The organism is Ancylobacter vacuolatus (assembly GCF_030813595.1).
GTDB classification, from domain to species: Bacteria; Pseudomonadota; Alphaproteobacteria; order Rhizobiales; family Xanthobacteraceae; genus Ancylobacter; species Ancylobacter vacuolatus.
In genome coordinates this window covers 49,774-60,838 of sequence record NZ_JAUSUH010000011.1, presented here as the reverse complement: position 1 = coordinate 60,838, position 11,065 = coordinate 49,774, and the positions used below count along the sequence as shown (strand labels likewise).

The window sequence follows — 11,065 nt, the reverse complement described above, 5'->3', positions numbered from 1 at the left end:
GGATCACGCTTTAACGCGAGAAGAAGAGGCTGGACGGAGCGGCCGGGGCGCGCGGGGCGGTGCCACCGACCGAGCCGGTGATGTCCTCGGGCCCCGGCACCGTGGCGGGGCCGGCGGCGCGCAGCTGCTCCTGCCGCAGCTGGGCCACGAGGTGCCAGGAGCCATAGGCCAGCGCCGAGCCGCACAGCGCGATCACCAGCGTGGCGCGGATGCGCGCCAGCCAGCGGCCGGGCGGGGGGGCCGCGCGCGTGCCGATATGGCTGCGCAGTTCCACCGGGGCGCCCGGCTGGGGCCGATTGGCGGCGTGGCTGGCCACGGGGCTCGCCGCCGGGCTTGCGGCGCGCCGGGCCTGGGCGATGAAGGCGGTGCGGCGCGGGGCGTTGTCGCCCGCTGCGTCCGGCGCCGCCGGGGCGGCGGTTTCGCTCTCGATCTCGGCGACCGGTGCCACGGTGCGGCGGGTTGCGGCGGAGGTGCGGCTGAGCGCTTCCAGCGCGGCGCGCATCAGCTGCGGCTCGAACGCCTTCGGGATCGAGGCCGGCGCCGGGGTGAACACAACCTCCTGCGCGGCCGCCGCGCCGGCCTTCAGCGGGTGCGGTGCGGCAGGGTGCGGTGCGGCCGGGCGTGGCGCAGCAGGCGCGGCGGCGAGGCTGGCCAGCTCGGCCGCGACCGCCGCTTCGGCGGCGGCGGAGACGGACCCACGCTCCGTCGGCTTCTCGGCCGTGCGCCTTCCCTCCAGCGCGGCGATCTCTCGCCGGATGAGGGCGGTGACGCTGTCGGGCTCGCCGCCGGAACCGGAGGGCGGGCGAGGGCGGGAGGCCGCCAGCAGGCTCGCCCGCGTCTCTTCCATCTGAATGAACAGGTCGTTGACCGCCCGCTCGATGCCGGCAAGTTGGCCGGCAAGCTGGCTGGCAAGCGGGCGGGAGGCTTCCGTGCCGCCGAGCCCGGCTTCGCTCATCCCGGCGCCGATCCGGCGCGAAAGTTCCTCGATCTGCCGGCTGAGCGCCTCGAAGCGGGCGCCGTCATCCACCGGCGGCAGCGGCCGCTCGATGCGCTCGATGCGCTCGGACAGGCCCCTGATCAGCGTCTCCATGCCGGCGGGCAGCTCGTGCCGGGCACTGGCGAGATCGCTCTGGATGGCGTCGAGGCGGCCCAGCAGGTCGTCGAGCGGCAGGGGAGAGGGCGTGCCGATCCGGTCCGACAGCGTCTCGATGCGCCGCTCCAGCGAACCGAAGGCGGTGCGGAGGGCCTCGTCCTCGTTTGCCGCCATCTCGGCCACGCGGCTGGCGAGCAGCGATACCTGCTCGGCCAGCAGCCGCACCGAATCCGACGACAGCGCCCGCGCCAGCAGCTCGCGAATCTCGCTGATCTGCGCCTGCAGGCGGGCGACGGTGGCGCCGTCCACCACCTTGGCATTGACGATGTCGATCTTGCGTTCCAGCGCGCTGATGCGCCCGAGCAGCAGGTCCGGCGGCTCGGGCAGCCGGAGACCGCCGATCATCTCGCGCAGCGCGGCCAGCGTGGCACGCAGCCCCTCGTCGTGCGTGTCGGAGCGCTCGACCCGCTCGACCAGCTGCTGCACCACGCGCTGGAGCTCGTCGACCGCCTGGCGCGGCGCCAGGGTAGCGACGGCCTGCCGCAGGCTGGACAGTTCGTGCTGGAGGGCGGTGAGCGCCTCCTGTGGCAGCGGCGCCGGGGAGGGGGCCGGCGGGCGCTCCGCCGCCTCCGGCACGAGGGGTTCGGGCTCAAAGGATGGGGGCACGAAGGAGGCGAGCGTCGGCGCGGCGGGTGTGAAAGCTTCCCGCGGCGTGGGCTCGTGCCGTTTCGTGGGGCTCTCGCCACGCCGACGCGGGCCGTCGCGATCCAGTTCGCTCTGGCGGGCGGCAATTTCGGCCACGGCGGCCTCGATGGCGGCGGGGCTGGGGGCTTCTTCGGGCGTCGCCACGCGGCGGCGGCTGAGCTGAAGCGCCTCCAGCCGCTGGTCGATCTCGCGCATTGCGGCGGCGAGCCGTTCATCGGCATAGGCTGAGCCGGTGGAAGACGGTGCGCGCGGCCTCTCCGGCGCCGCGACGCGGGCTGGCGGCTGCGGTGCGGGCGCCTCGGCCGGGGGGGAGGCGACAGGACGCTCGGCCGGGGCGGCAAGGTCGGTCCGGCCGATCTGGCCGGCGAGTTCTTCAATGCGCCGCCGCAGCTCGGCCAAATTGTTCAGCCCGTCAATGCCGACCGGCGGCGTGCCGGCGGCGGTGGTGCCCATCAGCTGCCCGCGCAGCCACTGGTCGAGCGGCAGCCCAGCCCTCTGGGCCGCCTCGCCCATGGCACGCCACGCTTCGGGAGCGATCTGTCCGGTTGTCGAAGGGGCCTCTTGCCTCACCTTGGTCTCCGTCGCTCCGGCACGAATGGCGGCAGGAATCACCGCGGCGACCGCGGGAGGCTGCCTGCCGCAACTGTTACGAATCTTGGTAAAGGGCGCGTTAACGACCCCCACGCCGCACGGGTCCGCCCCCGGCGGCGGGTAGCCCCTCTGCGCGCCGGGCGGGGCGGTCATCCCGTGCCTCGGCGGGGCGCGTCGCCCTGCCGGCGGGCGACCAGACCTCCGGCTAAACCGGCCGTGAGGCGCTTAGCGCGGGCGGGGAGGGCGAGAGGAGGAATCAAAAAAACGACATGAAATCAATCGGATAGATTTCCATTTAACAGTAAGTTTCCCTAACGTCGGGTGTGACTTTCTCCCCTTGCGGCAACCTGTCTGCGAGAGTGGGGCAACATCGCTGTCGCGTTACCCGTCGTTTTCCCGGAGTTGCCCAGATGGATTTCACCTCCTACGAGGCCGAACGCACCACCGACATCGCCCTCGCTTCGTCAGGCGAGAGCGGTTTTTTCACCATTGGCGATCTCGCCCGCGAGTTCGGCGTGACGCTGCGCGCCCTGCGCTTCTATGAGGACAAGGGCCTGCTCGCCCCGCGTCGCGAAGGCCTCACCCGGCTCTACAGCGCCGCCGAGCGCTCCCGCCTCGCCATCATCCTCAAGGGCAAGAAGCTCGGCTTCACCCTGGCGGAGATCAAGGCCATGGTCGCCCTGCGCGAAGGCAGCGCGGTGCCGGCCGGCGGCCTCGCCCTCACCGCCGAGAAATGCGTCGAGCAGCTCGCCCTGCTGGAGCAGCAGAAGGTCGAGATCGAGGAAGCCATTGGCGAACTGCGCCAGATGGTTGCCGCCTTCTCCGCCCGCAGCGCCGCCTGAGCTTTCATCCTCTTCCTCGTCGAACCTTGAGCGGCGCCCCAATGGGCGCCGTTCGCTTTTGTGGGGTGTGCATTCCCACCGGCGCCAGTGTGCTTTAGCGTGGGCGGCAAGGTCCAGATCAACCCGCTCTGCCGAGTGCCCGCATGTCCCGTTCCATCGACTACTATTTCTCCGTCGTCAGTCCCTGGGCCTTCATCGGCCATGACCCTTTCCTCGCTCTGGCGCGCCGCCATGGCGCGCGGGTGAATTTCCTACCCGTCCAGCTGGGCGATCTGTTCGCCGAAACCGGCGGGCTGCCGCTGGCCAAGCGCCACCCGGCCCGGCAGCGCTACCGGCTGCTGGAGCTCAAGCGCTGGCGCGAGGCGCGCGGGATCGAGCTCAACATCAAGCCGGCCCATTGGCCGTTCGATCCCAAGCCGGCCGACCGGCTGATCATCGCGGCGCAGATCGCCGGGCATGATGTGGGGCCGTTGGCCGCGCGGATGATGTCCGGTGTCTGGCAGCGCGAGGAAAACCTGGCCGAGCCGGCGACTTTGGCCGCCGTGCTGGCGGAGCTCGGCCTGCCGGCCGAACTGCTGGAGGCCGCGGCGCAGGACCGCACCGCGACGATCTACCAGGCCAATCACGATGCCGCCATCGAGGCTGACGTGTTCGGCTCGCCTGCCTATGTGCTCGATGGCGAGGTGTTCTGGGGCCAGGACCGGATCGAACTGCTCGACGGTGCGTTGACCAGCGGGCGGGCGCCTTTCACGCCTTGACGCTGAGAGCGCCCCGCCCCGGACGGCGAAGGAGGCGAAGCATGCGGCGGACCAACGGTTCAGTGAAAAGTCTGGGGCGCGCGGCGCTTCTCGCGGGCGCGGTTCTGGTTGCCGGCGGTGCGCAGGCGCAGCCGGCCGATCCCGCCGCCGCCGAACCGGTCCGCTTCACCGTGCAGACGGTGGAGGGCGGGCTGATGCGGCTCGACACGCAAACCGGCGCCCTGTCGTTCTGCACCCAGCGTGCCGGCGGCTGGGCCTGCGAGGCGGTGCCGGACGACCGCGCCGCGCTGGAGGCGGAAATCAGCCGGCTGCAGGCCCGCCTCGCGGCGCTGGAGAAGAACCGCGCCTCGGGCGGTGCCGGCGTGCCCGACATCATGGCCCCGCCGCAGACGACGCCCCCCGACGCGACGCCGCCCGACGCGGCTCGCCCCGACGCGGCTCGCCCCGACGCCTCGCCGCCCGCCGCCGCACCTTCGCCCGGGGCCGACGGGGAGCTGCCGGCACAGGCGCGCCAGCGTCTCGACCAGGCGATGGACCTTGCCGAACATGCCTTCCGGCGCTTCGTCGAGATGGTCGAGCGCCTGCGCAAGGACCTGCCGCCGGACGGGCCGCCGGCACCGCTGCCCCCGAAGGGCGAGCCGTTCTAGCTTCAGCAGGTGCCGATAAAGGCGTGGATGCGGGCCAGCGCCTGGTCGGCCAGCGAGCCGGGAAAGCCGACAAAGACATGGCAGCCGCCGGGATAGACGGCGAGTTCCGCCCCATTGCCGGCGGCAAGCCAGCGCGGCGCCATGAACAGCGTGTCGTCGAGCAGCGCGTCGCGGGTGCCGATGGTGAACAGCGCCGGCGGCAGGCCGGTGAGATCGGCATGCAGCGGCGAGACATCGCTGGAGGCGACATCGCCGCCCTCGCGCAGATAATGGCCGACGAAGACATTGATGTCCCGCGTGTTCAGCACCAGCGGCTCGTCGCCCCAGTTGCGCGCGCTCGGCGTCAGGGCGAGATCATAGGCGCCGGCATTGAGATTGGCGGCGCGGAAAGGGGTGAGCCCGTGCCGGTCGCGCAGGCGCAGCAGCGTGGCGACCGAGAGATTGGCGCCGGCCGATTCCCCGCCAATGGCGAAGCGGTCGGTGCCGAAGCGCGCCGGCCCCTCGCGCAGCAGCCAGAGCGCGGCGGCCTCGCAATCGTCCGGGGCGGCTGGATAGGGGATTTCCGGCGCCAGCCGGTAGTCGACCGAGACCACGGCAAAGCCGGTGCGCTCGACGAAGCGATGGTTCAGCCCGTCATTCTCGCGCGCCGAGCCGAGGCACCAGCCGCCGCCATGCAGATGGAGATAGACCCCTTTGGGCGGGGCCGGCGGGGTGAGGATGCGCAGCGGCACCGGCCCGTGCGGCCCCTCGATTTCGATCACCTGCGCATAGGGGCTTTCGGGCGAGAGCGGGAACGGCCCCTTGCCCTCCAGGCGCAGCTTGCGCAGCATCGCCATCGGAAACACCCAGCGGTCCGGCACGGCGCCGAGCGCCTTGACGATGCCGGTATTCACCGCCCGCGTGTCGGGGGCGATGGCGGCGGGGTCGAACAGAGCGGGGTCGACCACCAGCGGGGCGGCGGCGCGCGCCGGGGTCGGCGCGGGGTTCACGGAATTCATGGGAAAGCGACACTCCGGAATGGGCGTGGCGAAGGACCTGTCATCAGCGGCTGATCGCGTCTATCCAAGCCTAGCTGGTGCGCGACGTCCAGCGCGCAAGGGTGACAGGAGGCATGCCGATGACGCGGATCCGGCACGGCGAGGTGCGCGAAAGCGTGGTGACGCGGCGGTTCACCACCATTCTCGCGGTGGACACGAAAGGGCGCGGCTTTACCGAAATCACCGGGGCGGTGGCGGCGTTTCTCGCTGGCATCGGCGCCGGCGAGGGCGAGGTTTCGGTGTTCTGCCGGCACACCTCCGCCTCGCTCACCCTGCAGGAAAATGCCGACCCTGACGTGAAGACCGACCTCCTCACCGCGCTGGAGCGGCTGGCGCCCGAGCATGCGGGATGGGTGCATGATCTCGAAGGGCCGGACGACATGCCCGCCCATATCAAGGCGGTGCTCACCGGCGTTCATCTCGCCGTGCCCGTTATCGGCGGGCGCATGGCGCTTGGCACCTGGCAAGGGCTCTATCTCGTCGAGCACCGGGTGCGGCCGCACCGGCGCGAATTGGTTGTGGCGTTTGTCGGCGAGGCCCACTAAAGGTCGAACATTGACCTGTTCAGGCCTCCAAGGCCCGGCGGCTTGCGGTGGCGGGCCGTCCGCACCATGATCGCGGTGCCGGCCTGCGCCGAGAGCGGGTCTGTGCAGGTGGAAGGGGCCGCTGCGCGTGGATATGACGACGAGTTTCCGGCTGGTGATCGCCGATGATCACCCGCTGTTCCGGGGCGCGCTGCGCGAGGCGGTGGCCCGCCAGTTTCCAGCGGCGGAGCTGTTCGAGGCCGGCGGCTTCGAGGATCTTCAGGCGCTGCTGGAGCGCGAGAGCGACCTCGATCTCATCCTGCTCGACCTCACCATGCCCGGCGTGCGTGGCTTTTCCGGGCTGATGTATTTGCGCGCGCAATATCCCGGCATTCCGGTGGTGGTGGTTTCCGCCAATGAGGAATCCGGCGTCATCCGCAACTGCATGGAATTCGGCGCCTCGGGCTTCATCCCGAAGACCAGCGCGGTGGAAACCATGCGCGCCGCCATCGCCGCCGTGCTGGAGGGCCGCACCTGGACCCCGCCCGATGTCGACCTCGCCGGCGGCGCCGACAAGGAGACGCAGGCCCTCGTCTCCCGCCTCGCCACGCTGACCCCGCAGCAGGTGCGGGTGCTGATGATGCTGTCCGAGGGGCTGCTGAACAAGCAGATCGCCTATGAGCTCGGCGTCTCCGAGGCGACGGTGAAGGCGCATGTCTCCGCCATCCTGCAAAAGCTCGGGGTGGAGAGCCGCACCCAGGCGGTGATTGCCGCTTCCAAGATCGAGGGCGGCACCTGGGCGCAGGGCTCGCAGCCGGCGGGGTGAGCGGATGGCGGGGCGGGATACGCTGTTGCTGCTGCGGCCCGGCTTTGCCGATCCGGCCTATCCCGGCCAGCTGTTCTATTGCTGGCACTGTGCCCTGATCGAAGGCGTGCTCGCCTCCTTCCCCCATCTGGCCACGCGCCTCGACATCGAGCGGATCGCGTGGGCGCGACCTCGCCATGCCGCCATCCTCCTCGCCGGCGCGACGAACCAGTCCCTCCCGCTTCTCATACTGGCCCCGGGAGAAACCTCTCCCCACGCGACGGGACGCCATGAAGGGCGGCACTTCATCGCCGACAAGGACGGCATTCTCGCCGCCCTGAGCGAAAGGCACGGCTTTCCGGTTCCGCATCCCTGACGGCGGCTGGCCTCACTCCGCCGCCGCCCGCGCGGCGCGGCACTGGGCGAGCAAAGCGCGCAGCGCCGCCGGGCGCACCGGCTTGTTCAGCACCTCCATCTCGGTCGCCTTCGCGCCGTCGCGCACGCGCTTGGAGCGGTCGGCGGTGATCAGCACCGCCGGCAGACTCTGGCCGAGCTTCCAGCGCAGCTGCTTGGCCGCCTCGATGCCGTCGCCGGTGTCGAGATGGTAGTCGACCAGCAGCACGTCCGGCGGGGTGCGCCGCTCGCGCAGCATGGCCAGCGCCTCCTCGATGCCCGGCGCTTTGAGCACCTCGCAGCCCCAGCCGCTCAGCAGCGTTTCCATGCCGTCGAGAATGGCGGGGTCGTTGTCGATGCACAGCACGGTGAGCCCCTGCAGGCTCGCCAGCGGCGCGGCCGCGCGCGGAGACGGCGCCTCGCGGGCGGGAATGGCCGGGGCGGCCGGCAGCTCGACTGAAAAGACCGAGCCCTTGCCGGGCGTCGAGGCGAGGGTGATGGCGTGGCCGAGCACGCGGGCGATGCGCTCGACGATGGAGAGGCCGAGCCCCAGCCCGCGCGCCGCCCGGGCGCCCTCGTCGAGGCGCAGGAATTCCTTGAAGATGAGCTTCTGCTTGTTGACAGGCACCCCGACCCCGGTGTCGAGCACCTGAATGCGAAGCTTGCCGCGCCGGCGCCGCACGCCCACCAGCACCCGGCCGCGCGGGGTGTATTTGATCGCGTTGGAGACGAGGTTCTGCAGCAGGCGGCGCAGCAGGCGACGGTCGGAGCGCACGGCGGCGGAACTGGGCACGAAGGTGAGCCGCAGCCCCTTCTCCATCGCCATCGGGGCGAATTCGACGTCGAGCTGGCGGAAGATCTCGTCGAGCCGCAGCGCGGCGAATTCCGGCTTGTGCGCCCCGGCGTCGAGGCGGGAAATGTCGAGCAGCGCGCCGAGAATTTCCTCCACCGCCTCCAGCGAGGCATCGACATTGCGGGCGAGGCGGGCATCGTCGCCGCCTTCGGCACGCTCGACCAGGCTGGTGGCATAGAGCCGGGCGGCGTTCAGCGGCTGCAAAATATCGTGGCTGGCGGCGGCGAGGAAGCGGGTTTTCGAGATGTTGGCTTCGTCCGCCTCGGACTTCGCCTGCGCCAGCTGGGTGTTGAGGTTCTCCAGCGCCTTGGTGCGCTCGCGCACGCGCCGCTCCAGCGTCTCGTTCGCCCGCTCCAGCGCCTCGGCGGCTTCCACCGTCGGGGTGATGTCGGTGAAGGTCACCACCACCCCGCCATCCGGCATGGTGCTGACCCGCACCTCCATCACCACGCCGCGCGGGGCGAGGCGCTCCTGGAAGGCGACATTGCGGCGGGCATAGCGCGAGAGCTTCTCGCGCACGATCTCCTCCACCGTGCCGGGGCCGAACTGGCCGGCAACGGCGTTGAAGCGGATGATCTGGTCGATGCCGACGCCGATGCGCAGGATTTCCGGCGGCAGGTCCAGCATCTCGCCGAACTGGCGGTTCCAGGTGACGAGGCGCAGGTCGCGGTCGAACACGGCGATGCCCTGGCGCACATGGTCGAGCGCGGTCTGCAGGATCTCGCGATTGTACTGGATGGCGGCGGAGGCGTCGTCGAGCAGCTTGAGCGCCGCCTTGGTGGAGACGGTGCGCTTGCGCAGCATCAGCGACAGCACGAGCCGCGAGGAGGCGGCGCCGATGGCCGAGGCGAGCAGGTGCTCGGCATAGCGGATGAGCTGGAAATCCGCCTCGCGCCCCGGCTCCAGCGACACGCCGCGCATCGCCGCCACGCTCTCGAACGAGGCGCGGGTGCGCTCCTCGCCGAGATAGCGGGCGACGGTGGCGATCAGCTCGCCCACCGTCACCGGCGAGCGCCACAGCCGGAAACTGGGGGCGGAGGGGACATGCTCGCTCTGCACGAACACGCTCGCCTGCAGCCGCTCGATCGGGGTGGGCCGGCGGATCATCGAGGCGGCGAAGAACACCAGCACGTTGACCGTGAGGCTCCACAGCACGCCATGCACCAGCGGGCTCGCCTGCACGCCGAACAACGCCTGCGGCCGCAGGAAGGCGAGGCCCATCGGCCCCTCGCTCACCAGTGCCGGGCTGAACAGGCCGGCATCGACCAGATTGGGCAGCAGCAGCGTATAGGCCCAGAGCGCGATGCCGGCGGCGATGCCGGCCAGCGCGCCGAGGCCAGTGCCGCGCCGCCAGACCAGGCCGATCAGCAGCGCCGGCCCGAACTGGGCGACGGCGGCGAAGGACAGCAGGCCGATCTGCGCCAGCTGCGCCTCGCCGGTGACGCGGTAATAGAGATAGGCCAGCAGCAGAATGGCGAAGATGGCGATGCGCCGCACCGTGAGCAGGCGGTGCCCCATGTCGACATGATCCGGCGGGGCGCCGGCGCGGCCGGAATCCTCGCCCTCCCGCAGCCGCCGGCCGCGCACCATCAGCGGCATGAAGATGTCGTTCGACACCATGACGGCGAGCGCCACCGTCTCGACGATCACCATGGCGGTGGCGGCGGAGAGGCCGCCGACAAAGGCCACCAGCGACATGATCTGCGCCCCCGCCGACAGCGGCAGGGTGACGACATACATGTCGCCATCGATGAAGCCGGGCGGAAAGGCGACGAGGCCGGCGACGGCGATGGGGATGACGAACAGGTTGATCAGCACGAGATAGAGCGGAAACAGCCAGCGCGCGGTGCGGATCTCGTTCTCGGAGGTGTTCTCCACCACGGCGACGTGGAACTGGCGCGGCAGCAGCAGGATGGCGAGCGCCGAGAGCAGCGTCATCGCCGCCCAGCTGCCGAGCGTGAAGCCGTCGGTCAGCACCGGCAGCACGCCCTTCTCGGCCGCCTTCTCGAACAGGTCCCACGGGCCGGCGAACATGCCGAACACGACGAAAAGCCCCACCGCCAGGAAGCTGACCAGCTTGACGATGGATTCGGTCGCCACCGCCAGCATCAGCCCTTCCTGATGCTCGGTGGCGTCGATATGGCGGGTGCCGAACAGCACGGCGAACACCGCCATCGCCACCGCAATGGTGAGGGCGAGGTCGCCGACCATCGGGTATTGCAGGCCCAGCCCCTCGAAATCGCCGAGCATGGCCAGCAGCGAGGCGGAGACCGCCTTCAGCTGCAGGGCGATGTAGGGCAGCGAGCCGACAATGGCGACGCACGCCACCAGCGCCGCCACGCCCTGGCTCTTGCCATAACGGGCGGCGACGAAATCGGCGATCGAGGTGATGTTCTGCGCCTTGGCGAGGCGCACCATGCGCAGCAGGAAAGGCGTTCCCAGCGCGAAGACCAGGATAGGGCCGATATAGATGGTCAGGAAGTTGATGCCCTGCGTGGTGGCAAGGCCGACCGAGCCGAAGAAGGTCCAGGAGGTGCAGTAGACCGCCAGCGACAGCGAATAGATATAGGGCCGCCCCTCGCGCCCGCGCCGCGGCAGGCGCCGGTCGCCGAAGCTCGCCACGGCGAAGAGAAAGCCGATATAGACGAGCGCGACGGCGATGATGGACCATGCCTGAAGCATGCACTCTCCCGGCGGCGTGGAGCCGCTGCCTTTATGCGCCGCGCCCGCCCGCTCCGGCAAGATGCGTGCGCCGGCGCGCGCGCCATGCGCAGGGTTGCCCGCGCCGGTCCGCCGTATCACAGTGGTGTCTTAGGC

9 protein-coding genes are annotated in these 11,065 nt (G+C 70.7%); 6 read left to right on the top strand and 3 right to left on the bottom strand.

Translation table 11 applies throughout. From position 1 onward, the window contains the following. Positions 1–10 precede the first annotated feature (10 nt). A complete protein-coding gene (locus tag J2S76_RS19485; protein WP_307063185.1) occupies positions 11–2,311 on the bottom strand; it encodes a hypothetical protein in 2,301 nt (766 codons plus the stop codon). Between the two features lie 488 nt (positions 2,312–2,799). On the opposite strand from J2S76_RS19485, the gene J2S76_RS19480 reads away from it, so the two are divergent. From J2S76_RS19480 to J2S76_RS19470, 3 genes are all read left to right on the top strand, one after another. Then, entirely contained in the window at positions 2,800–3,231 is a 432-nt protein-coding gene (locus J2S76_RS19480; protein ID WP_307063183.1) for a MerR family transcriptional regulator, read from the top strand. Between the two features lie 143 nt (positions 3,232–3,374). Then, positions 3,375–3,989 (top strand): 2-hydroxychromene-2-carboxylate isomerase, encoded by a 615-nt coding sequence (locus tag J2S76_RS19475; RefSeq protein WP_307063181.1) that lies wholly within the window; start codon positions 3,375–3,377, stop codon positions 3,987–3,989. 41 nt (positions 3,990–4,030) lie between these two features. Next, positions 4,031–4,636 (top strand): hypothetical protein, encoded by a 606-nt coding sequence (locus J2S76_RS19470; RefSeq protein WP_307063179.1) that lies wholly within the window; start codon positions 4,031–4,033, stop codon positions 4,634–4,636. Positions 4,637–4,638: 2 nt separating this feature from the next. Here J2S76_RS19470 and J2S76_RS19465 read toward each other — a convergent pair whose 3' ends face one another. Further along, the gene (locus J2S76_RS19465) at positions 4,639–5,634 is read right to left on the bottom strand and encodes an alpha/beta hydrolase (protein WP_307063177.1); all 996 of its coding nucleotides are present in this window, start codon (positions 5,632–5,634) and stop codon (positions 4,639–4,641) included. Positions 5,635–5,753: 119 nt separating this feature from the next. Between J2S76_RS19465 and J2S76_RS19460 the strand changes: the two genes are divergently transcribed. The 3 genes from J2S76_RS19460 to J2S76_RS19450 all read left to right on the top strand — a co-directional run bounded on the left by J2S76_RS19460 (position 5,754) and on the right by J2S76_RS19450 (position 7,378). Next, positions 5,754–6,218: a secondary thiamine-phosphate synthase enzyme YjbQ gene (locus J2S76_RS19460; RefSeq protein WP_307063175.1), complete on the top strand. Its 465-nt coding sequence runs from the start codon at positions 5,754–5,756 to the stop codon at positions 6,216–6,218. 133 nt (positions 6,219–6,351) lie between these two features. Further along, positions 6,352–7,023, top strand: coding sequence for a response regulator transcription factor (locus tag J2S76_RS19455; RefSeq protein ID WP_307063454.1), 672 nt, complete (start codon positions 6,352–6,354; stop codon positions 7,021–7,023). Between the two features lie 4 nt (positions 7,024–7,027). After that, complete coding sequence (locus J2S76_RS19450; RefSeq protein ID WP_307063173.1) at positions 7,028–7,378, top strand: DUF3088 domain-containing protein; 351 nt, start codon at positions 7,028–7,030, stop codon at positions 7,376–7,378. A gap of 12 nt (positions 7,379–7,390) precedes the next feature. Here J2S76_RS19450 and J2S76_RS19445 read toward each other — a convergent pair whose 3' ends face one another. After that, positions 7,391–10,930: a hybrid sensor histidine kinase/response regulator gene (locus tag J2S76_RS19445; RefSeq protein ID WP_307063172.1), complete on the bottom strand. Its 3,540-nt coding sequence runs from the start codon at positions 10,928–10,930 to the stop codon at positions 7,391–7,393. Positions 10,931–11,065 lie beyond the last annotated feature (135 nt).

What these genes read in the sequence shown, in the direction of transcription:
- J2S76_RS19485 (WP_307063185.1), bottom strand. Translation starts at nt 2,311, where the DNA reads ATGGGCGAGGCGGCCCAGAGGGCTGGGCTGCCGCTCGACCAGTGGCTG.
- J2S76_RS19470 (WP_307063179.1), top strand. Translation starts at nt 4,031, where the DNA reads ATGCGGCGGACCAACGGTTCAGTGAAAAGTCTGGGGCGCGCGGCGCTT.
- J2S76_RS19480 (WP_307063183.1), top strand. Translation starts at nt 2,800, where the DNA reads ATGGATTTCACCTCCTACGAGGCCGAACGCACCACCGACATCGCCCTC.
- J2S76_RS19475 (WP_307063181.1), top strand. Translation starts at nt 3,375, where the DNA reads ATGTCCCGTTCCATCGACTACTATTTCTCCGTCGTCAGTCCCTGGGCC.
- J2S76_RS19450 (WP_307063173.1), top strand. Translation starts at nt 7,028, where the DNA reads ATGGCGGGGCGGGATACGCTGTTGCTGCTGCGGCCCGGCTTTGCCGAT.
- J2S76_RS19465 (WP_307063177.1), bottom strand. Translation starts at nt 5,634, where the DNA reads ATGAATTCCGTGAACCCCGCGCCGACCCCGGCGCGCGCCGCCGCCCCG.
- J2S76_RS19455 (WP_307063454.1), top strand. Translation starts at nt 6,352, where the DNA reads ATGACGACGAGTTTCCGGCTGGTGATCGCCGATGATCACCCGCTGTTC.
- J2S76_RS19460 (WP_307063175.1), top strand. Translation starts at nt 5,754, where the DNA reads ATGACGCGGATCCGGCACGGCGAGGTGCGCGAAAGCGTGGTGACGCGG.
- J2S76_RS19445 (WP_307063172.1), bottom strand. Translation starts at nt 10,930, where the DNA reads ATGCTTCAGGCATGGTCCATCATCGCCGTCGCGCTCGTCTATATCGGC.